The organism is Mesorhizobium sp. B2-6-1 (genome assembly GCF_006440475.1).
Classification (GTDB): domain Bacteria; phylum Pseudomonadota; class Alphaproteobacteria; order Rhizobiales; family Rhizobiaceae; genus Mesorhizobium.
Genome location: NZ_VFUH01000010.1, coordinates 93,198 through 115,085, shown reverse-complemented (window position 1 = coordinate 115,085; position 21,888 = coordinate 93,198). Strand labels below are relative to the sequence as shown.

18 protein-coding genes and 2 pseudogenes are annotated in these 21,888 nt (G+C 63.6%); 11 read left to right on the top strand and 9 right to left on the bottom strand.

Features of this window, described 5'->3' with window-relative positions; translation table 11 throughout:
• Positions 1 to 190: 190 nt before the first annotated feature.
• A pseudogene (locus FJ443_RS20645) lies at positions 191 to 292 on the bottom strand (tyrosine-type recombinase/integrase); the annotation flags it as partial.
• A gap of 136 nt (positions 293 to 428) precedes the next feature.
• Here FJ443_RS20645 and FJ443_RS20640 point away from each other — a divergent pair.
• The 9 genes from FJ443_RS20640 to FJ443_RS20600 all read left to right on the top strand — a co-directional run bounded on the left by FJ443_RS20640 (position 429) and on the right by FJ443_RS20600 (position 10,880).
• Complete coding sequence (locus tag FJ443_RS20640) at positions 429 to 1,175, top strand: FCD domain-containing protein (protein ID WP_140498326.1); 747 nt, start codon at positions 429 to 431, stop codon at positions 1,173 to 1,175.
• A gap of 51 nt (positions 1,176 to 1,226) precedes the next feature.
• Complete coding sequence (locus FJ443_RS20635) at positions 1,227 to 2,210, top strand: substrate-binding domain-containing protein (protein ID WP_140498327.1); 984 nt, start codon at positions 1,227 to 1,229, stop codon at positions 2,208 to 2,210.
• Positions 2,211 to 2,290: 80 nt separating this feature from the next.
• The gene (locus FJ443_RS20630; protein ID WP_140515078.1) at positions 2,291 to 4,198 is read left to right on the top strand and encodes a sugar ABC transporter ATP-binding protein; all 1,908 of its coding nucleotides are present in this window, start codon (positions 2,291 to 2,293) and stop codon (positions 4,196 to 4,198) included.
• Positions 4,199 to 4,221: 23 nt separating this feature from the next.
• On the top strand, positions 4,222 to 5,160 hold the full coding sequence (locus tag FJ443_RS20625) for an ABC transporter permease (RefSeq protein WP_246681230.1): 939 nt from the start codon (positions 4,222 to 4,224) through the stop codon (positions 5,158 to 5,160).
• Between the two features lie 15 nt (positions 5,161 to 5,175).
• Positions 5,176 to 7,131, top strand: coding sequence for a hypothetical protein (locus FJ443_RS20620; RefSeq protein ID WP_140665627.1), 1,956 nt, complete (start codon positions 5,176 to 5,178; stop codon positions 7,129 to 7,131).
• A 41-nt stretch (positions 7,132 to 7,172) separates the two neighbouring features.
• Positions 7,173 to 8,159 (top strand): D-erythronate dehydrogenase, encoded by a 987-nt coding sequence (gene denD, locus FJ443_RS20615; RefSeq protein ID WP_140560426.1) that lies wholly within the window; start codon positions 7,173 to 7,175, stop codon positions 8,157 to 8,159.
• A 53-nt stretch (positions 8,160 to 8,212) separates the two neighbouring features.
• Positions 8,213 to 9,478, top strand: coding sequence for a 3-oxo-tetronate kinase (gene otnK / locus FJ443_RS20610; protein ID WP_140665624.1), 1,266 nt, complete (start codon positions 8,213 to 8,215; stop codon positions 9,476 to 9,478).
• Positions 9,475 to 10,128, top strand: coding sequence for a 3-oxo-tetronate 4-phosphate decarboxylase (otnC, locus tag FJ443_RS20605; protein WP_140566510.1), 654 nt, complete (start codon positions 9,475 to 9,477; stop codon positions 10,126 to 10,128). The genes otnK and otnC overlap by 4 nt, the downstream gene beginning before the upstream one ends.
• Complete coding sequence (locus tag FJ443_RS20600) at positions 10,128 to 10,880, top strand: TIM barrel protein (protein ID WP_140665622.1); 753 nt, start codon at positions 10,128 to 10,130, stop codon at positions 10,878 to 10,880. Before otnC ends, FJ443_RS20600 begins: the two co-directional genes overlap by 1 nt.
• 137 nt (positions 10,881 to 11,017) lie before the next feature.
• On the opposite strand, the pseudogene FJ443_RS20595 reads toward FJ443_RS20600, so the two are convergent.
• The 5 genes and pseudogenes from FJ443_RS20595 to FJ443_RS20575 form a co-directional block, all read right to left on the bottom strand.
• A pseudogene (locus tag FJ443_RS20595) lies at positions 11,018 to 11,163 on the bottom strand (Arm DNA-binding domain-containing protein); the annotation flags it as partial.
• Positions 11,164 to 11,329: 166 nt separating this feature from the next.
• On the bottom strand, positions 11,330 to 12,892 hold the full coding sequence (gene guaA, locus FJ443_RS20590; protein WP_140498335.1) for a glutamine-hydrolyzing GMP synthase: 1,563 nt from the start codon (positions 12,890 to 12,892) through the stop codon (positions 11,330 to 11,332).
• Positions 12,893 to 12,946: 54 nt separating this feature from the next.
• Positions 12,947 to 13,615 carry a 5'-methylthioadenosine/S-adenosylhomocysteine nucleosidase gene (locus FJ443_RS20585; protein ID WP_140524774.1) on the bottom strand — a complete coding sequence of 223 codons (669 nt, stop codon included), beginning with the start codon at positions 13,613 to 13,615 and terminating at the stop codon, positions 12,947 to 12,949.
• Positions 13,616 to 13,749: 134 nt separating this feature from the next.
• Positions 13,750 to 14,208 carry a PaaI family thioesterase gene (locus tag FJ443_RS20580; protein WP_027146613.1) on the bottom strand — a complete coding sequence of 153 codons (459 nt, stop codon included), beginning with the start codon at positions 14,206 to 14,208 and terminating at the stop codon, positions 13,750 to 13,752.
• 128 nt (positions 14,209 to 14,336) lie between these two features.
• On the bottom strand, positions 14,337 to 15,626 hold the full coding sequence (locus tag FJ443_RS20575) for an RsmB/NOP family class I SAM-dependent RNA methyltransferase (RefSeq protein WP_140566501.1): 1,290 nt from the start codon (positions 15,624 to 15,626) through the stop codon (positions 14,337 to 14,339).
• Between the two features lie 317 nt (positions 15,627 to 15,943).
• Here FJ443_RS20575 and FJ443_RS20570 point away from each other — a divergent pair, with 317 nt between their 5' ends.
• The gene (locus FJ443_RS20570; protein ID WP_140581171.1) at positions 15,944 to 16,621 is read left to right on the top strand and encodes an MIP family channel protein; all 678 of its coding nucleotides are present in this window, start codon (positions 15,944 to 15,946) and stop codon (positions 16,619 to 16,621) included.
• 78 nt (positions 16,622 to 16,699) lie between these two features.
• Here the strand turns inward: FJ443_RS20570 and katG are convergent, their stop codons facing one another.
• On the bottom strand, positions 16,700 to 18,898 hold the full coding sequence (katG, locus tag FJ443_RS20565) for a catalase/peroxidase HPI (RefSeq protein ID WP_140665620.1): 2,199 nt from the start codon (positions 18,896 to 18,898) through the stop codon (positions 16,700 to 16,702).
• A gap of 127 nt (positions 18,899 to 19,025) precedes the next feature.
• On the opposite strand from katG, the gene FJ443_RS20560 reads away from it, so the two are divergent.
• A complete protein-coding gene (locus FJ443_RS20560; protein WP_140665617.1) occupies positions 19,026 to 19,934 on the top strand; it encodes a hydrogen peroxide-inducible genes activator in 909 nt (302 codons plus the stop codon).
• A gap of 228 nt (positions 19,935 to 20,162) precedes the next feature.
• Here the strand turns inward: FJ443_RS20560 and FJ443_RS20555 are convergent, their stop codons facing one another.
• Both FJ443_RS20555 and FJ443_RS20550 read right to left on the bottom strand, forming a co-directional pair.
• Entirely contained in the window at positions 20,163 to 20,846 is a 684-nt protein-coding gene (locus FJ443_RS20555; RefSeq protein ID WP_140498341.1) for an SGNH/GDSL hydrolase family protein, read from the bottom strand.
• Between the two features lie 88 nt (positions 20,847 to 20,934).
• Positions 20,935 to 21,888, bottom strand: coding sequence for an ABC transporter permease (locus FJ443_RS20550; protein WP_140665614.1), 954 nt, complete (start codon positions 21,886 to 21,888; stop codon positions 20,935 to 20,937).

Here is a 21,888-nt window from a genome sequence, read left to right as displayed (position 1 = left end):
AGCTGGAGTGAAGCACGACAGGCCTGCGGTCTGTCTGCCTCGTGGCTAGCATGGTCCCGCCACTCCTATCCATCACGAGTATCGGGCGTTCATATCGATTTATCCGGAAATTGGCCGTATTAGGGTTAGAACAAGAGCAGCCCGAAATCGATGGAAAGGAAGACTCCCGCTCCGCCGGTGAGCGCTGTCGTTCGAGCTTGCTGTGCCCGAGCAGCACCTGGATGACGCTGATGTCGACATCCTGCTCAAGCAGGTGAGTGGCGAAGCTGTGCCGGAGAGCATGCGGGCTGAGAACGTTCTCACCGCTCCCAAAGCAATATCTCTTGTCAGCCGAGATTTGACGGCCGCGTCTCGCTATTGACGCACAGCTGAAGCAGGCCTACTGGTACATATACCGGACCACTAGACCTCTTCGGATGTAAGGACGGATGGACCTACGAGCGATTCTGACCGACGACGGGAGTGCGCTTGGCGGCGTGCCGAAGCATTCGATGAAGGACTTCGTCGTCCAGAAGATCGCGACATTCATTGCGACCGGCATTCTTGACGTGGGGGACCCGTTGCCAAGCGAGCGTGAACTTGCGGGCGCTTTGTCGGTAAGCCGCGAGACGGTGCGCGGCGCGATCCTGATCCTTTCCACAAAGGGCATCCTTTCCGTCGCCCAGGGCACGCGGACAGTGGTGGCCTCGACGGAAGTCGGGGAACTCGCGGTCCAATCGGCCCGCTATCGCGACATTTCCAGATACAGTCTTGACGACGTGCATGAGGCGCGGTTGCTGATCGAAGATCAGGTGGCGCGGGCCGCGGCTGTCCGGGTTGAAGCCGCGACGCTCGAGACCCTGCAAAAATCGATCGAGGCGCAGGAAGCGGCGATCGACGATCCCGTTCGCTTCCTCATTTGCGATCGCGAATTTCACACGGCCATCTATCGGGCGGGCGGCAATGCCGCGCTGGCGGATATCGCCGCCGATCTCTATTCCTACCTTCTCGACCATCGGCGGCGAGCAGTCGCCCAGCCTTCAAGCATCGCAACGAGCATCGCCGATCACCGTGCCATTCTTGCGGGACTTGAGGCGCGCGATTCCGAGGCGGCCGCAAGGGCCTTCGCGGTCCACGAAACACGCATCTACACCACGACCAAGCAGCTTTTAACGCAATCCGCTCGAAAGGGATAAGAATAGGGGCGGATTGCCGGGCAACCATGCAGCACAACAGGAGGAGTTCCCATGCTGACAAGACGCCTTTTTGCCACCGCAGCCCTCGCGGGCGTTGTCGCGCTGACCGGCATTGCCGGGACGGCGACCGCCGCTCTCGCCGAATCCAAGGAGTTGGTCTATCTGACTCCAGGCCTTGATCTTGCCTTCTGGCGATACCTCTCCAAGGGCATCGAGAATGTCGCAACCAAGGGAGGCTACACCTATCAGGCGCTGGATTCGGGCAACAATGCCCAGACCCAGCTTAAAAATGCCAAGGACGCGATCGCCCGCGGCGTCGCCGGGATCATCATCTCTCCGACAGACAGTTCAACCGCGCCGGCCGTGCTCGATCTCGCCAAGCAGGCAAACATTCCCGTGGTCATCGCCGACATCGGCACGGATAGCGGCGACTATGTGTCCTTCATCATCTCTGACAATTATCAGGGCGCGAACGGCGTCGGCAAAGCGCTGGCCGAGGCAATGAAGGCCGCCGGCAAGCAGGACGGCAGCGTGGGCATTGTCGGCATCAGCCAGGCCCGCCTCAACGGCCAGGCCCGCACCAAGGGCTTCAAGGACGCGATGACAGAGGCTGGCATCACCAAGGAAGCCGGGCTGCAGCAGATGCAGACCTACACCGCGGACGAAACCTTCAAGTTCACGCAGGATATGACGACCGCGAATCCGGACATGAAGGGCCTCTTCGTCCAGACCGACGGCCCGACGCTGGGCGCCTTGCAGGCAATCAAGGCGGCCCGCCTCACCGGCGACGTGCTGGTCGCCGGTTTCGACGGCGTGCCGGAATTCGTGCCGTTGCTGCAGTCGGGCGAACTGGTCGTTTCGGGCATGCAGCAGCCGTATCTGATGGGCCAGGAATCGGGACGCGCGATGGTCGACCATCTCGGCGGCAAGACTCCCGAAAAGAAAATCCTCGTGCCGATCAAGATCGTGACCAGCAAGAACATCGAGCAGGAGCTTCCAACCATCAAGGAAACGGTCTTCGCCAACGAGATGTAATCGGGGCCTGGCCGACATAGGCCGTCCGGGGGCAACCTCCCCCGGACGCTTTATTCGTACCACTTGGAGTGTGTCCTCGGATGGTAGACAGCAGCAAGATTCCCGAGCCGCTTCTCGTGGCTCGTGGCGTCACCCGCCTGTTTGGGAACGCCTACGCGCTCAGCAACGCGTCGATAGCGCTCTGCCGGTACGAGATCTGCGGATTGCTGGGCGCGAACGGCGCGGGAAAATCGACGCTGTCACGGATCGTTTGCGGACACCTGCCGCCTTCGTCGGGCGAGATACTCTTCAAGGGTGCTCCCTTGACCGTCGGATCCGCGCGCGACGCGCTGCGTTCCGGCATTGCCCTCGTGGCACAGGAAACCAGCCTGGCGCCCGACATGAGCGTGCTGGAGAATATCTTCCTGCCCAGCTACGCGATGCCGGGCCGTCTGTCTTTCAGCCAGTTGCGACACAGGGCGCAGACCATCCTGTCGGAACTTGGCCACGACCACGTACTGCCACTCGACATCGAGGTGCGCCGGCTCTCGGCAGCGCAACGCCAACTCGTCGAAATAGCCAAGGCGCTGGCCCTCAACGCCGATCTTGTCATCTTCGACGAGCCGACGGCCTCCCTCTCGCCGATCGAGGTTGACCGGCTGTTCGAGATCATGGGGCGGCTGAAAAACAGCGGGAAGGCACTCGCCTTCGTGTCGCATCGGCTCGAGGAGGTCTTCGCAGTCACCGATCGCGTCACAATCCTGCGCGAGGGCAAGACCGTGGCCGAAAGCGTGCCCACGGCGGGGCTCACGCAGGCCGACGTCATCCGCCACATGGTGGGACGCGACATCGGAAATGTGTATCGAAAGGCCGTCTCGCGAGTGACCACTAACGAGCAGCCGGTGGCTCTGGAGGTAATTGGGCTCAAAGCCCCGCCTTTCGTGCGTGACGTCTCGTTCACGGTGCGCAGGGGTGAAATTCTCGGCCTCGGCGGGCTTGTCGGAGCTGGACGCTCGGAGAGCGCCGAAGCGATATTCGGACTGCGCCACCGCAGCCGCGGGCGCGTCCTTGTCGGCGGCAAGGAGATTGCCCCCAACAGCCCTATCGCGGCAATCCGCGCCGGTCTCGGAATGGTCGCCGAGGACCGGCGGGCCCAGAACATCGTGCCCGACATGACGGTCGGCGAAAATCTCTTCCTCGCCCAGATGGGCAAGCACAGGGGTTTCGGGCGAGGCCATTCGGCGCGCCGCAAGCAGGCCAGCGAGCTGATTTCGCGTCTCGACCTTCCGACCGACCGCATGGATGCAAACCTTCTGCACTTCTCCGGCGGCATGCAGCAGAAGATCATTATCGCGCGCTGGCTGCTGATCGAGCCCGAAGTGCTCATCCTCGACGAGCCTACGAAAGGCGTCGACATAGGGACACGCCAGGCAATCTACGAACTGCTGCGCGAGGTGGCCGAAAGGGGGATAGCCGTAGTCGTGATCTCCTCGGATTTCCAGGAATTACTGGGGATCTGCGAGCGGGTCGTCGTGGTGAGTGACGGCTATACCATCGCCGACCTGCCCGCCTCGCGACTGAGCGAAGAGAGCCTGACGCTGCTCGCCGCGCCCCGAAGCTCAGCCGAGCGCAACACGGCATTCCTGCGCGATCTTGTCGCCGGCCATGGCGGCACGGCATTTTGGGGATTGATCGACGACGACCGGTTCGTCTGCCTCGCCCTCGCCGAGGGTACGCCGGGTGCAACGATGGGACTCGCGGCCGGGCATGTCTATCTTGCGCAGGAGACGGCAATCCCCCTCGCGCTTGGAAGGCGTCAACCCGGCATCGTGACCGAGAATGACGGCCGCTCTACATTGCTTGCACCACTGTCCAATCGCCGAGGGCACGATCTGGGATGGATCGGGCTCAGCCTGCCGGCCGGCTCCAGGCTGCCGGACGCCGGGGCTCTGTCGGCCCGGATCGCCGGCCTGTTCGATACACCTCAAGACGAAAAGATCGACGCATGAACGCGCCCACACGATCCTTTGCGATGCCCAGATTCGCCAGCACGCTTGAGTTCCGGATGCTCTGCCTCGCCATGGTGCTTGCGGTGATCCTGTCGTTCATCTCGCCGCACTTCTTCACCGAGCGGAACATGTTCAACATACTCGACCAATCGGTGGTGCTTGGCATAGTTGCCGTCGGCATGACCCTGGTGATCCTGACTGGCGGCATCGACCTTTCCGTCGGGTCGGTCGCGGGCGTGACCGGCATCATCCTCGCCCTACTCCTGAAGGAATTCCCCATTCCGGTGGCGATCGCGCTCGCCATAGGTTGCGGCGCCCTGATCGGGCTTTTCTCCGGCGTTCTCATCGCAGTGTTCGGCCTGGCCCCCTTCGTGGTGACGCTCGGGGTCATGGCGATGGGGCGCAGTCTCGCCTACATCGTGTCGGGACAGCGCTCGATTTCGGGACTGCCCATGGGGCTGCAGAATATCGTCTACACGAACCTGCTGGGCATCCCCGCCAACGTCATCTTCCTCATCGCGCTCTACCTCGCCACCTGGGCGTGGCTGACATATTCCAAGGGCGGGCGAACCATCTACGCGGTCGGCTCGAACATTGAAGCCGCCCGGGCGGCCGGCCTCAACACCCTCTTCTACTCGATCTTTCCCTACGTGGTGTCCGGTGCCCTTTCGGCGACGGCGATGACCTTTTCGCTGGCGCAGATCATGTCGGCTGACCCGATCGGGGGGAACCAGCTTGAACTCGACGCCATCGCGGCCGTGGTCATCGGTGGCGCGAGCCTCTACGGCGGACGAGGCACGATATTCGGCACGCTGATGGGGGTTCTGATCATGGTGATGATCCGCAATGGCCTCAACCTGCTCGGCGTCTCGCCGTTCTGGCAGGGGACCGCCATCGGCGCCATCATCATCCTCGCCTTGCTGGCCGAGCGCCTCATCACCTGGAAATCGCGCCGCGTTTGAGACCAGGAGAATCCTATGACACAGTCCGATCCTTCCCGCGCCGTCCGCCTCTACGGCACCGAAGAACTACCGGCAGAGGAGCGGCTACTGAGCGCCGGGCCCCTCAGCGTGCTTTTCGACGGCGCGAACCTGCGCGACTGCCGCATGCATGGCGAAGAGGTGATCCGCGCAATCTCGTTCGTGGTCCGCGACAAGGACTGGGCGACGCTCATTCCGAAGATCACCGACCTGGTCGTCGAAAAGGACGACGATCGCTTTCGTGTGGCCTATCGCGCAAGCGTTGCCAGCAAAGGCGAGACCTTCGGCTATGACGTGGGCATCGCTGGTACCGCGGCAGGCGTTCTGACCTATTCGGCTCGCGGAACCACGCCGACCGGGCTTCTCACGAACCGGACCGGCTTTGTCGTCCTGCATCCCATAGAGGGCATAAGCGGCGCGGCCGCCACGATCACGCACATAAGCGGCGAGAGGGTCGAGACACGGTTTCCTGTGGAGATCGATCCGGTGCAGCCGATCATGGATCTGCGTGAAATCTCGCACCGTACTCCCGGCGGGCTGGAGGTCAGCTGCCTTATGGAGGGCGACGCGTTCGAGATGGAGGACCAGCGGAACTGGACCGACGCCTCCTACAAGACCTATGTTCGTCCCCTCGCTCTGCCCTGGCCATACAGGATCGAGCCCGGCGAGGTCGTCGAACAGAAGATCACCCTGACCGTCAAGGGCTCTCCCAAGGGTCCGTCGCGTCAGGCGGGAGGCATCGCCGCCCTGACGCTCGGCGAGGCGGCGGACGCGATTCCACCTCTCGGCGTCGGATTGCATCCCGATGACGCTTCGGCCGCATTGCGGCATGTCGAGACGCTTGCCCAGCTCGGCGTCGCCCATGTCATCTGCCATTACGATCCGCGGCTCGGCCATGATGCCGAAACGCTGGCGAGGCAGGTCGAGATCGCCATCGCAATGGGCGCCCAACCCTGGCTCGAAGCAGTGGTCGAGCATGCCGACGATGCTGGCGCCGCGGCGGAAATCGACTCCCTGGGCAAGGTGGCCGCGAGGCTCGATCATCGCTTCACGACGGTTCTGGTGTCGCCCGCACCCGATCTTAAATGCACGCTGCCCGGCAGCATCTGGCCGCCAGCGCCGGATGCGGCGAAGCTCTATACGGCCGCGCGCGCGGCCTTCCCCGGATCTCGCATCGGCGGAGGCATGTTCAGCTTCTTCACCGAGCTCAACCGCAAACGTCCCCCGGCCGAGGCGATAGACCTCGTGACATTCACGACGGCGGCGATCTTCCACGCTGGTGACGACCGCTCCTTGATGGAGACGCTCGAATGCCTGCCGCATATTGCCAGGACCGTGCCGGCGATCGCCAAGGGCCGCCCATATTCCGTTGGGCCGTCCGCAATCGGGTTGCGCGACAATCCCTATGGTGAAGCGCCGGTCGCCAATCCCGCCAACATCCGGCAGGCGGTCAATTTCAATGATCCGCGCCAGCGGGGCGTCATGGGAGCGGCCTGGAACCTCGGCTACTTCGCCGCCTTCGCGGAAGGCGGCGCGGCGGCCATCGCGCTCGGCGCCGCGGTCGGCCCGTTCGGCGTCCTCTCCGTGCCGACGTCATTTCCGCAGCCCTGGTTCGAAGGGAAGGGCGAGCTCTATCCTGTCTGGCACATCGTGCGAGGCCTGGCGAAGCTCAAAGGCTGCCCGCTCCGTCCGCTGCGATCGTCGGTCCCTGGCGCAGTGCGAGGGATCGCGGCGGTTACCGAAAAAGGCACCGAGCTGTGGTTATGCAACCCCTCGCCCAACGCGCTGGAGGTGCGCCTCCCCGAAGGCTTCGCGCGCGCTGCAATTCTTGACGCCTCATCTTTCGTCGCGGCATCGCGCCAACCGGATCTGCTCGATCGGCTGACGCATGACGGAACGCAAACCCTGTCGCTCGAAGCCTACGCAGTCGTGCGCGCGCTCAGGCAGGTCTGAAGCGGCATCACAAACCAGTCCCGGAAGAGAACGGAGCATCCATGCATATACTCATCATTGGCGCTGGTGGAATGATCGGCCGCAAACTCGCGGCCGAGCTTTCGCGGACAGCATCGCTTGGAGATCGAAAGATCGACCGGATGACGCTGGCGGACGTGACGAAGCCGCCGGTGCCAACCGGTGACATAGGTTTTGTCGAAGCCATTGCCGCCGATATTTCCGCTCCCGGCGCAGCGCAGGATCTGGCCGCGCGCCGCGCGGATGTGATCTTCCATCTCGCGGCCATCGTGTCCGGCGAAGCGGAACGCGATTTCGAGAAGGGCTATCGCATCAATATGGACGGCACGCGCGCTCTTTTCGAGGCGATCCGGCTGGAAGGAACCCGGCGGAAATATATCCCCAGGCTGGTGTTCACCTCCTCGGTTGCTGTCTATGGCGCGCCTCTGCCCGACCCTATTCCCGACGACTACATCCTTGCCCCGCTGACCAGCTACGGCACCCAGAAGGCGATATCCGAGCTGTTGCTGGCCGACTACTCGCGCCGCGGCTTCCTCGACGGCGTCGGGATACGCCTGCCGACGATCGTCATTCGGCCCGGCACTCCCAACGCGGCAGCCTCGGGCTTCTTCTCCGGCATCCTGCGCGAGCCACTCGCCGGGCAGCGCTCCGTGCTGCCGGTGAAGGAGACCGTCAAGCATTGGCTGGCGAGCCCGCGCTCGGCGGTAGCCTTCCTCATCCATGCCGCGATGCTCGATACATCCGCGCTGGGCGCCCGGCGCACGCTGAACATGCCGGGTGTCGCGGCCACGGTCTCCGACCAGATTGCCGCGCTCCGCCGCGTGGCAGGGGCCGAAGCCGAGGCGTTGATAGACCGCACGCCGGACGAGGCGATCGAGGCCATTATTGCCGGGTGGCCGAAATCCTTCACGCCCAGGCTGGCCACCAGTCTGGGCTTTGTGGCCGAAAGCACGGTCGACGAACTGATCGCGGTTTACCTGGCGGACGACGCCCCGAAGACCATCCCTTAACCGTTAGGGCATGGTCGCCAAAGTTCCGTGAAAGTTGAAACTGGGAAATTCCGATGCTTCTGGGCTGCATAGGCGATGATTTCACCGGGTCTTCCGACCTGGCCAACACGCTTGCCAAGGGGGGCATGCGCACGGTCCAGTACAACGGCGTTCCCAACACCGCCTCCGACCGCTCGGTCGACGCGGGCGTCGTTGCCCTGAAGACCAGAACGATATCCGCCTCGGAGGCGGTGAAGCAGTCGCTCGCGGCGTTGGAGTGGCTTCGACGCCAAGGCTGCCGCCAATATCTGTTCAAGTACTGCTCGACATTCGACTCGACGCCCGAAGGCAATATCGGTCCCGTGCTGGACGCTCTTGGCGACGCGTTGGGAGTGGCACGCGCGATCGTCTGTCCGGCGTTTCCCGCAACCGGCCGGTCGATCTACCAGGGGCATCTTTTCGTCAACGATCGGCTGTTGAGTGAATCCGGCATGGAGAAACATCCGCTTACGCCGATGACGGATCCCGATCTGCGGCGTTGGCTTGCGCGACAGACCGCGCGCGGGATCGGCCATGTCCCCTACGATGTCGTAGCGGGAGGCCCCCTCCCGATCAGGGATGCTCTGGAGGCGGCATCTGCCAGCGGCTCTCGCTACGTCGTGGTCGATGCCATTCTGGACAAGGATCTTGTCGCCATTGGCGAGGCTGCCGAAGCGGATATCCTGCTCAGCGGCGGTTCGGGAATCGCCCTTGGACTTCCGGCCAACTTTCGTCGGGCCGGGTTGATCGGCACGGCGGCCACGCATTGGATGGGAATACAGGGGCCGGCGGCCGCGCTTTGCGGTTCGTGCTCGACCATGAGCCGGCGCCAGATTGCCGAGCACCGGAAAAGCCATCCGACGCGCGTTGTGGAGGTGGATGCAGTCGTGGACGGCACGGCCAATCCTGTTGAATATGCCGAGTGGGCGATCGACCGCCAGCACCACGGCTTGCCACTGGTGTTCTCGTCGGCCGAGCCCGAAGCCGTCGCCGCCGCACAGAACCGCTACGGGAAGGAGCGCGTCGCGACGGCGGTTGAAGGTTTTTTCGGCGAACTGGCGCGTCAGCTTTCGGCGCGTGGCGTACGCCGGCTGGTTACGGCGGGCGGCGAGACATCGGGGGCCGTCGTATCGGCGCTCAACATTTCGTCATTCGAGATCGGACCCGAGATCGACCCCGGTGTTCCGGCGTTAAAGGCCCGTGACCCGGATATGGTGCTCGCCCTTAAATCGGGCAATTTCGGCTCGGCCGGGTTCTTCGAAAAGGCAGCCGACGTCCTTACGGGAGGCGTTCTACGATGAGCGATGAAACAAGACTCAGGGATCAGATGTGCAGCATCGCTGCGTCCATGTTCGCGCGGGGCCTCACTGCGGGAAGCTCGGGGAACATCTCCGCCCGCCTCGGCGACGGTCGGCTGCTCGTCACGCCGACAGGATCGTCCTTTGGCGCGCTCGACCCCGCCCGCCTGTCGCTCTTCGACGCCGAGGGACGGTTCCTGGACGGCGACAAGCCGACGAAGGAGATGCCGCTGCATCAGGCGTTCTACGAGACACGCGGCGCGCGCACCGGAGCGGTCGTCCATCTTCATTCGACCCATTCCGTCGCGGTTTCGCTTCTGCCCGACATCGATCCCGACAGCGTCTTCAAGCCGCTGACGGCCTATTCGATCATGCGGCTGGGAAAGGTGAAACTGCTGCCCTACATCCGGCCCGGCGACCCGGCGATGGGAGACGCCGTGCGCGGACTCGCCGGGAAACGGTCGGCCGTATTGCTGGCCCACCACGGACCCGTCGTCGCCGGCAAGGATCTCGAAGCCGCCGCCTACGCGATGGAGGAACTTGAGGAAACGGCCAAGCTCACGCTTCTCACCCAGGGCTTGCGGCCCAAGATCCTCGCGGCTCCGCAAATTCGCGAGTTGGTGGAACACTTTGACGTGGAGTGGGACGACTGATGCAACTTTCGGCCAATCTGGGATTTCTCTTTCGTAACCTAGCGCTTCCGGATGCGATCCGCGCGGCCAAGCGGCGCGGTTTCGCGGCGGTCGAGATGCATTGGCCGTACGATACCGACGCATCGGTGGTCGCGGCGCTGCTCGCCGAAACCGGTCTTCCGCTGCTTGGCATCAACACGGCCCGGGGGGATGTCGGGGCGGGCGATTTCGGCCTCTCCGCGCTGCCGGGCCGTGAAACGGAAGCGCGCGCGGCGATCGACCAGGCGATTGAATGGGCAGCCGTAACAGGCTGTCGCAACATCCATGTGATGGCAGGAAAGGCAATCGGTGACGAAGCCTTCGCGACGTTCACCGGCAATTTGCGGTACGCTTCGAAGGCGGCGGCACGGCACCACATCGGCATATTGATCGAGCCTCTGAACCCGCGCGATGCGCCGGGCTATTTCCTCTCCGACCTTTCCACCGCACTGCGTGTGATCGATGCGACAGACGGTGCGGTAAAGGTAATGTTCGACTGCTATCACATGCAGATCATTCAAGGCGATTTGCTTAACTCGGTAAGGCAATTTTCCGACAAGATCGGCCATATCCAATTCGCCGCCGTACCGGATCGTAGCGAGCCCGATCACGGCGAGGTGGACTATGGCTGGCTCCTGCGCGCAATCGCGGACGCCGGCTATGATGGTGCATTCGGCGCCGAATATCGCCCCGTCACCGATTCGTTCGGATGGATGAAGCGTTTCGACCACTAGAGGCCTGAGTGCGCGTGCTTGGCGCGGCACGCTTTCGGCCCCGGCGGAGCCGATATCCACGCCAGACAGGAGGCGCGAGAACACCCGGTCGATAGCGGATCTGCCGCGTTCGGGATGACCTAGGCTACTCGCCAAAACTCTTGGCGTCGTTCAGGCGGCGCCTGTAATCAAGCCGAAATGAGATCGCCCCACCGGGCATGACCCGGACATATAGGCCATCTCGGCCAGCAATCTTGTAGATATTCTGTGGTTCCAGCGCCTTAAGGGCGGCATCCGTCAACAACCCTACTGCGTCCTGAAAAGTACCGTCAGTACAATTTGGAGGCTCGTGGCAGGAAATTCCTTTTTCCTCTATGCCTTAGGCAAAAAACACCGTCACGAGCCTCATTGCTCCGACGTACTTAAGTCGCGGATTGGCGTATTTTCGGCGGCGTTTGAGTGGGCCTGAATCATTCCCACTCAATTGTTCCCGGCGGCTTCGACGTCACATCATAGACCACGCGGTTGATGCCGCGGACCTCGTTGATGATGCGGGTGGCGGCGGCGCCCAGGAAGGCCATGTCGTAGTGATAGAAATCTGCCGTCATGCCGTCGACCGAGGTGACGGCGCGCAGCGCGCAGACGAATTCGTAGGTGCGGCCGTCGCCCATGACGCCGACCGTCTGCACCGGCAAGAGCACGGCGAAGGCCTGCCAGATGGCGTCATAGAGGCCGGCCTTGCGGATCTCGTCGAGATAGATGGCGTCGGCTTCGCGCAGGATCTCCAGCTTCTCGCGCGTGATGCCGCCGGGGCAGCGTATGGCAAGACCCGGGCCCGGGAACGGGTGGCGGCCGATGAAACTCTCGGGCAGGCCGAGTTCCTTGCCGAGTGCGCGGACCTCGTCCTTGAACAGTTCGCGCAGCGGCTCGACCAGCTTCATGTTCATGCGCTCGGGCAGGCCGCCGACATTGTGGTGCGACTTGATCGTCACCGACGGGCCACCGGTGAAGGAGACGCTTTCGATGACGTCGGGATAGAGCGTGCCTTGCGCCAGGAAATCGGCGCCACCGAGTTTCTTGGCCTCTTCCTCGAACACCTCGATGAAGAGCCGGCCAATGGTCTTGCGTTTCTTCTCGGGATCCGCCTCGCCTTCGAGCGCACCGATGAAGCGATCCGACGCGTTCACCAGAATGAGCGGCAAATTGTAATGTTCACGGAACATCGAAACGACGCCGGCGGCCTCGTCTTTACGCATCAGGCCATGGTCGACGAGGATGCAAGTGAGCTGGTCACCGACGGCCTCGTGGATGAGCAGCGCGGCGACCGAGGAGTCGACCCCGCCCGAGAGCGCGCAGATGACCTTGCCCTTGCCGACCTGCTTGCGGATCGCCTCGACCGCGTGCTCGCGGTAGGCGCGCATCGTCCAGTCGCCCTCGATGCCGGCGATGTTGTGGACGAAATTCCTGAGCAGCCGGGCGCCGTCGGGCGTATGCACCACTTCCGGATGGAACATGATGCCATACATCTTGCGCTCGACATTGCCGAAGATGGCGAAGGGCGAGCCTTCCGACTTGCCGAACACCTCGAACCCCTTGGGCAAGGAGATGACGCGGTCGCCATGGCTCATCCACACCTGGTGACGCTGGCCGATTGCCCAGAGGCCCTCGAACAGCGGACTTTCCTTCTCGATCTCGACGAAGGCGCGGCCGAATTCGCGATGATTGGAGCTTTCGGCAACGCCGCCCATCTGCACGCACATGGCCATCTGGCCATAGCAGATGCCGAGCACCGGCACGCCGGCCTCGAAGACGATCTGCGGCGCCCGCGGGCTGCCGATATCCGTGGTCGAGGCCGGACCGCCGGACAGGATCACGGCTTTTGGATTGATGCGCTTGAATGCCGCCTCGGCCGACTGGAACGGCACGATCTCGGAAAACACGCCGGCTTCGCGGATGCGGCGGGCAATGAGCTGGGTGAACTGGCTGCCGAAATCGACAATCAGGACGGTGTCGGGTTGATTGGCTGTTTTCATGGCGAGCGTTTAGAGAAAGAAACGAGTCGGCGCAATGGGTTGCGAGCCCGACTTTCAGAACGGTCCCGCCACGTCACCAGGAGAACCCGTCCAAAGCAAGCCCGAGCCGATCGCCTGTTCGAGGCGCATGACGGCATCCGCCAGCTTTTCGTCGATGACGTGCAGATATTCGGTCCAGTCGCCGACATGCCTGAGATCAGCCGCGCCGTCGGAAATGCCGCGCAGCCCAATCAGGGGCACCTCGAACAGCTGGCAGGCGCGCAGGCAGGCGAAGGTCTCCATGTCCACCATGTCTGCCGCAATTGCATCAAAGGCCGCGCCGGTGATGATCGCGCCGCCGGTCGACAGCGTGGCTTGCTTTATCCCCGGAATCCGCAACGGCAGCGACACCGTCATCGGCAGGTCGAGGAACGGCGTCGCGCCTTTCTCAAAGCCAAGCGGCGAGGCGTCGATGTCACGATAGCTGACCGAGATGGCCTGGTAAATCTCCGTCTGCTCCAAGGTCCGGCTGCCGGCGGAGCCGAGCGACACGACGAGGTCCGGCAGCGCATCTTGCGACTTCAGCCAAGACAATTCGGCGCCAAGCCGGACGGCTGCCTCGACCGGGCCGACACCGGTCATCAGCGGGGTAAACAGCCGCTGTAGATGCGGCCCGTATTCGGCCTGCACCGCCATGACGAAGAGGACGTTCTTGCCGGACAGGCGCGACACTTTATCGGTCATGATGATTTACTCCTCCCTGTCCTGCTGTCTCCACCACCTGCTCGCCGGGACCCGCTGCCTCCGGCAGCTCCCGGCGTTCGTGGCCTTTCATCGTGCCACTGGCACGATGAATTCGCCTGCGGCGAACCGGCCATTCACCCAGCAATCCCGTCGCGGCCCACCATCGTCATCATGGTGCCGGTCATAGTGGCGATCAACTTGGCTTCGCCGTCGGCGGCGAAGGCATAGGCCTGGCCGTCGGCGACGATGATGGTGCGGCCAGGCTTGGTCACCGAGCCGCGGAACAGGAAGCGCTCGCCCCTGCCCGGCGCCAGCAGATTGACCTTGAACTCGATGGTCAGCACGCCGGAATTCTCCGGCATCAGCGAGAAGGCCGCATAGCCGCAAGCCGAGTCCAGCGCGGTCGAGATGACGCCGGCATGCAGGAAACCATGCTGCTGGGTGAGTGCGGCCGAATAGGGCATTTCGATTTCGATGATGCCGGGCGTCACCAGCGTCAATTCGGCGCCGATGGTCGCCATCGCCTGCTGGCGCGCGAAGGACGCCCTGACGCGGTCCTCATAGTCCGGAGCGGGTACGATCTTTGCTGCCATGGCCGTCGCTGCTTTCACCTTTGCCGGAAAAGCTTATTGCAGAGGCGTGAGCGGCAAGCAATCATCCAATGCTGCACTGCAGCAATTTGATCTCGAGAGCGGAAGCGCAAGTTTCGCTTCCGCTCCATTCAGGAAGCCCTACGCAGCGCGCAGATGTAGAAACCGTCGGTGCCGCTCAGCGCCGGCGACAGGCAGATACCGCCCAGCGCGCCGAGCCGCATCGCCGTTTCATGGCCGGGAAAACGGCTGTCCCAGAGCCGGCGATGGTCGACCGGGGCAAAACCGCCATTGCGCTGGCAAAACGCTGCGACCTGGTCGCCATTCTCCTCGTCGAACACCGAACAGGTGACGTAGACCAGCAGGCCACCCGGCTTGACGAAGCTGCTTGCGGCATCGAGGATCGCCATCTGCTCGCCCTTGCGGGCGTCGAGCTGCCTTTGCGTCAGCCGCCATTTGGCGTCCGGGCGCCGCCGCCAGGTGCCGCTGCCGGTGCAAGGCGCGTCGACCAGGACGAGGTCCATGTGGCCAGTGAGCGGCGACAATTCCGCCGGCTTGGTGACGATCTGCACGTTGCGGTTTTCCGAGCGGCGGATGCGGTCGAAGATCGGCGCCAGCCGCGCCTTCTCGGCATCATGGGCGAAGACCTGACCCGTATTGCCCATCGCCGCCGACAGCGCCAGCGTCTTGCCGCCGGCGCCGGCGCAGAAATCGAGCACCTGCATTCCAGGCTCGGCGCCGGCAAGAGCGGCGGCGATTTGCGATCCCTCGTCCTGGACTTCGAACCAGCCCTTCTGGAAAGCCGGCTCGGCCTGCACGTTGGGATGCCGGCCGTCGCCGTCGATCGGCGGTATGCGAATGCCTTGGGGTGCGATTTGGGCTGGCTTGGCGCCGGTTTCGGCAAGTTCCGCCAGCACTTTGGCCCGATCGGCCTGCAAAGTGTTGACGCGGATGTCGAGCGGCGGGCGGGTGGCGAGCGCCGCGCCCTCCTCGACCCAGGCCTCACCGAACGCGCGTTGCAAAAGCGGCTCGCACCAATCCGGTATGTCGGCGCGCACCGCGGGCGAGGCGTCGGCAAGCCGCCGCTCGTCGGTTGCCTGGAGTTCGGTAGCCGTCAGCAACGGCGGCGCGAACCTGTCGCCGTCGAGCGCTTCGTTGAGCGAGCGCGCGGTCTGGCCCCATTCGAGCAGCAGGGCGCCGAAGCCGATGGCGCGCGGCGTGTCCTCGCCCAGCAGCCAGCCTGCCGAGCGCTTGCGGCGTAGCGCATCGTAGACGATGTTGCCGATCGCCGCACGATCGCCGCCGCCGGCGAAACGGTGCGACAGGCCCCAGTCCTTCAGCGCATCGGCCACCGGCCGGTGACGCCGGCCAATGTCTTCCAGCACTTCGATGGCCGCAGCCAGCCGTCCGCCTAGTCGCATTCTTCAGTCCACCAAATCGAGCGCATCATCTCGGTCTGCTCTTAGAGCCTTTCACGGTGAGATTGAACCCCGCCCCCTCTCGCGACGGTAGGCCGCCTGTTGGGATCGGCGAAAACCGCTCGAGCAGTAAATCTTCCGGTGCGGTCAACAGCAGATCGTCAATAGATGCAAGCTCTCTAATGTTCTTAACTGGCGGCTGCAAGCACGGTAGGGATGCGACAGCTCAGCTTTCCAAGTTTTTCGGTTGGGAATACTCTTGCCGCCATGATTCGCGGCGCGGAAAGCGTGGACCGGCGGATCGTCACGAGGAGATGGCAATGAAGACTTATCTGGCGGAAGTTCTAGGCACATTTCTGTTGGTGTTCATCGGTACCGCGTCGGTGGTGACGGGTGGCTTCGGCGGCGCGCTGCCGCTCGGGCAGGAAGGCATCGGGCTGGCCTTCGGCATCGGCCTTATCGCGGCCGCCTACGCGATCGGCCCCATTTCGGGCGCGCATCTCAACCCGGCTGTGACACTCGGCGTGTTCCTTGCCGGCCGGTTGCCGGCCAAGGACGTCATCCCCTACTGGATCGCACAGATCATTGGCGCCATCCTGGCATCGCTGGCGCTGTGGATCATCGTCTCCGGCCAGGTCGGGGGACACACTGGCGGCTTCGGCGCCAATGGCTGGGACGAGACGAAATGGGGCGTCTCTTCCGCGTTCCTGTGGGAGTTGATCGGCACCTTCACCTTCGTCACCGTGATCCTCGGCGTTACCGCGGAAAGGCATGCGACGGCCTTCGCTGGATTGGTCATCGGCCTGACGCTGGCGGGTATCCACTTCGCCATGATCCCGGTGACCGGCACATCGGTCAATCCGGCCCGTTCCATTGGCCCGGCGCTGTTTTCGGGCGGCGCCGCGATCAGCCAGCTCTGGCTGTTCATCGTCGCGCCGCTGATCGGCGGCGCCATTGCCGGCGTCGTCGCCAAGGCGCGCGTCTTCGAAAAGGACTGACTTCGGAAGCCTGGACAAGAAAAAGGCGCGGGGCCAAGCCCCGCGCCTTTTTCTTGGGTCGAGAAGTCCTTGCTCGGATCAGGCAGCGATGTCGAACCGGTCGGCGTTCATCACCTTGGTCCACGCCGCGACGAAATCCCTGGCGAATTTCTGCCCGGCATCCGCGGACCCGTACACCTCAGACAGCGCACGCAGCTGCGCATGCGAGCCGAAGATAAGGTCGGCGCGGGTACCGGTCCACCTGACCGCCTTGGTCTTGCGGTCGCGCGCTTCGTAGATCTCATCCGAACCGGCGGCCGGATCCCAGACCGTGTTCATGCTGAGCAGGTTGACGAAGAAGTCGTTCGTCAGCGTGCCCGGCCTGTCGGTGAACACGCCGTGCCTGGACTTGCCGGTATTAGCGCCGAGCACCCGCAGGCCGCCGACCAGCACCGTCATCTCCGGCGCGGTCAGCGTCAGCAACTGTGCCCGGTCGACCAGCATCGCCTCGATCGACATCGGCTGCGGCCCCCGGACATAGTTGCGGAAGCCGTCGACTTTCGGCTCAAGCGCGGCAAAGGAGGCGACGTCGGTCTGTTCCTGCGAGGCATCCATGCGGCCCGGCGTGAACGGCACCTTCACCTCGTTGCCGCCATCCTTTGCCGCCTTCTCGACCGCGGCGACGCCGCCGAGCACGATCAGATCGGCCAGCGAGATCTTTTTCCCGCCGGTCTGTGCCGCGTTGAACGCCTTCTGGATGGATTCGAGCGTGGCAAGCACCTTGGCCAATTCAGCAGGCTGGTTGACGTCCCAGTCCTTCTGCGGCGCCAGCCGAATACGGGCGCCATTGGCGCCGCCGCGCTTGTCGGAACCCCTGAACGTCGAGGCCGAAGCCCAGGCGGTCGAGACCAGTTCGGAAACTGACAGGCCCGAGGCCAGGATCTTGGCCTTCAGCGATGCGATATCCTGTTCGCTGACCAGTTCATGGTCGACGGCCGGGATCGGATCCTGCCAGATCAGCTCCTCCTTCGGCACGAGCGGGCCAAGGTAGCGAACGACCGGGCCCATATCGCGATGGGTGAGCTTGAACCAGGCGCGGGCGAAGGCATCGGCGAACTGATCCGGATTCTGGTGGAACCGCCGCGAGATCTTCTCGTAAGCCGGGTCGACCCGCAGCGCGAGATCGGTGGTCAGCATGGCCGGCGCGCGGCGCTTGGAGGGATCATGCGCGTCCGGCACCGTGCCGGCACCTGCGCCGCCCTTAGGCGTCCACTGATGGGCGCCGGCCGGGCTTTTCGTCAATTCCCATTCGTAATTGAACAGGTTGTCGAAGAAGTTGTTGCTCCATTTGGTCGGCGTCGTGGTCCAGGTGACCTCGAGCCCCGAAGTGATGGCATCGCCGGCAATGCCCGACGCGTGCTTGCTCGACCAGCCGAGGCCCTGCGCCTCGATGCCGGCGCCTTCCGGCTCGGCGCCAACCAGCGAGGCATCGCCGGCGCCGTGGGTTTTGCCGAAGGTGTGGCCGCCGGCGATCAGCGCCACTGTCTCCTCGTCATTCATCGCCATGCGGCCGAAGGTTTCCCTGATGTCGCGTGCCGAGGCAAGCGGATCAGGCTTGCCGTTCGGGCCTTCCGGATTGACGTAGATCAGGCCCATCTGCACGGCCCCGAGATGGCCGCGAAGCTCGCGGTCGCCGGAGTAGCGCTCGTCGTCGAGCCATTTGGTTTCCGATCCCCAATCGACGTCCTGCTCGGGTTCCCAGACGTCGGCGCGGCCGCCGGCGAAGCCGAAGGTCTTGAAGCCCATCGATTCCAGGGCGACATTGCCGGTGAGGATCAGCAGGTCGGCCCAGGAAATCTTGCGGCCATATTTCTGCTTGACCGGCCACAGCAGGCGGCGCGCCTTGTCGAGATTGGCGTTGTCAGGCCAGCTGTTGAGCGGTGCGAAACGCTGCTGGCCGGCGCCGGCGCCGCCGCGGCCGTCACCGATGCGGTAGGTGCCGGCGCTGTGCCAGGCCATGCGGATGAACAGCGGCCCGTAATGGCCGAAGTCGGCCGGCCACCAATCCTGCGAATCCGTCATGACATGGTGCAGGTCCTTGATCACCGCGTCGAGATCGAGGCTCGCGAATTCCTTGGCATAGTCGAAGTCCTCGCCCATCGGGTCGGAGAGGTTCGACTGCTGGTGGAGAACGCCGAGGTCCAGTTGGTTGGGCCACCAGTCACGGTTAGTCCTGGCACCGGGTCCATGCGCGACAGGGCAGTTGCCCGCGCTGTTGTCGTCGGTTTTCGCGTCCATCTTGCACTCCAATTTTTTGCCGAGGGTTCCGGGCAGCCAGCGCCGCCATCCTGGAATGATTCCAGACTAGGCCAGCCTGCCGATAAAAACAAATTGCCTTTCCTGTTCCTTTCAATAGGATTTTCTTATGATAGGCCTAACCGTCCGCCAGATGCATTATTTCGACGCACTTGCGCAGACGCTGCATTTCGGGCGTGCGGCGAAACTTGCGGGCGTGAGCCAGCCGGCGCTGTCCTCGCAGATCGCGGAAATGGAGCAGCGGCTGAACTGCCGGCTGTTCGAACGCGGCGGCAAATCGGTGCGCATGACCGACGAGGCGGCAGCCCTTTTGCCGCGCATCGAACGCATCCTTTCCGACATACGCGAGGTCGAGACCATCGCCCGGCGTGGCCGCCCTGCCATGGGAGGGCGCTTCCGGCTGGGCATCATCCCGACCGTCGCGCCCTATCTTTTGCCGCGCGCGCTGCCCGAGCTGAAAATGCATTTCCCGGACTTGCTGCTCGAACTGCGCGAGGCGGTGACCGCCTCGCTCGTCGAGGACATCGCGTCGCAAAAGCTCGATGCCTTCATCGCCGCGCTTCCGCTCGACCATCCCGGCCTGCTGACCGAGGCTTTGTTCCCCGACCGGTTTTTCCTGGCCGTGCCGTCAGGCGATCCGGCTTTCGCCTCGCCGCCGGTGCCGCCTGAAAGCCCGGCGCTGGAAAGGCTGATGCTGCTGGAGGAGGGCCATTGCCTGCGCGAACAGGCGCTGGCTGTCTGCGGCAATGTGCGGCCGGTGGCGATGGCAAGCTACGGCGCCACCAGCCTGACCACGCTCTTGCAGATGGTGGCGCACGGGCTCGGCGTGACGCTGATCCCGGAAATGGCCACGGGACCTGCCGGCACTATCCCCGATCTCAAGATCGTGCCGTTCCAGGAACCCATGCCGCAGCGCACGATCTGCTTTGCCTGGCGGCGCAACAGCACCTTGCACAATGAGTGCAGGGAGCTGGCGAAGATCATACGAGGATTGGCGGCGGCGGTGCAGGCGGTGTGAAGGACGAGGAGCCCAAGCTTACTATCGGCCCAGGCAAACCTCGAATGTGCGCCTGTTGAACGGCTTGAGTGGATAGCTCGTCTTCATAAAAGCAAGTGGGTCAAGTGCCACGGAACGTGTTGGGCAGAATTACGGAACCGGGCTCATCGTTGGGTCCATAATGTGTGTCACAAATGCGATATGTCTGCGATTCGGTCTGTATGTCGCAAGCCGGCGGGCGTTGCGACTTCAGGCGGCGGTGCTGGCGCGGCTTGGCTCAAGAATAGACTTGACCTTGTCGGCGACCGCGCGGCCGAGATCGGCGTTGTTGCCAGCGGTGAAATGGATGCCGTCGATACCGTCCGTGGTGACGAAATCGCCGGCATTCAGAAAGTCGATCTTCATGAAATCCGCCATCGCCTTGTACTGCCTGGCCAGCTCCCTGGATTTTTCGTGGCCGCCGCCGAACATGCCCTCGAACCAGGGATCGGGCATCGGGGTCAGCGGCGGCGGCGCGATGACCAGCGCCTTCGGAGCCGGATAAGGCGTGCCGATACCGCCGGCGCTCGTCAGGATCTGCCCGACCAGTTTCGCCATTCCGTTAGCGATCTCGTAGGGTGTCCGGCGAAAATAGGATTTCGTGTCATTGGTGCCCAGCATGACGATGACCAGATCCAGCGGCAGATGGCTGGCGATGGCAGAGGGCAGGTAATTGGCGCCGTTGAGGCGCGGGTCGTTGGGATCGTCGAGACAGGTCGTGCGCGCACTCAAACCTTCTTCGATGATGTGGTAGCCCGCTCCCAGCGCCGCCGCCATAACACCCGTCCAGCGCTGATCATAGGGGTAGCGGTAGGTCGGCGACCCTTCCTTGACCGGAACCCAGCCCCAGGTCAGCGAGTCGCCGTAGCACATGATATTTTTTGGCGGTGACATCCATGTTTCTCCATCTGTTTGCAGTTGTCTGAACGTGCAGATCTATCGATCCAGCCCTAACGCCGGTGCCGGCTTGCCTTGTTTCGATTCAGGAGGTTCGCACGCGCACTCCGTAGAAGATCGCCGCACCGAGGATGATGACGCCCTGGGCGATGAGCTTGCCGGGTTCGTCGATGCCGAGCACCGTCATCACGACGAACAAAAGCGCGAAGCACAGCGAGCCGAAGAAAGGTCCCCAGACGCCGCCGTCGCCGCGACCGAAGGCGACGCCGCCAAGGATTGTCGCCGCGACTGCCAGGATCGGCAGGTCGAGACCGACGCGCACGCTGCCGACGGCGATTGAACCTGTCTGTACCAGGGCCGCGATCGCCGCGATCAGGCCGGCGAGCGTATGCGCCAGGATGACCGTGCGCTGGACCGGCACGCCGGAAAAATGGGCGGCTTCGGCATTCTCGCCGACAGAGGCCACGTAACGACCAAACACTGTCTGCGACAGAAGCAGCCACACCGCGGCGGTCAGCATGATCCAGAACAGCACCGGCGTCGGAACCGACAGGAACTTCGTGTTGTAGAGGTCGTTGAACAGTTTCGGCACATCGCCGGGTGGATTGCCGCTCGACAGGAACTGCACCAGTCCGACCAGGATGATGCTGACGGCCAGCGTGACTATGACGGCCGACACCCGCCGGATGCCGATCATTAAGCCGTTGAACAGGCCAATGACGAGGCCCGTGGCGAGCGCCAGTACGACGAAGAAGGGCAGCGACGCGCCCGGGAAACTGCCCGACGAGATGAAATAGTTGATCAGCAGGATGATGCCGCCGCCGGAGAGGTCGATCGACTTCACGCGCATGACGACGAGCTGCCCCAGCACGAGAATGCCGAGCGGAACGATCTGCCTGATGAAGATGCCCATGATGTTGAGGTTGAGCATGTTCGGCCGTGCGACCCACAGCGTGGCCAGAAGCACGAGGAAGACAAAGTAGGACGGCGGTATGCGAAGCAGACGCCGGGCGATCGGGTTTGCGAGAACGGCAGTCAT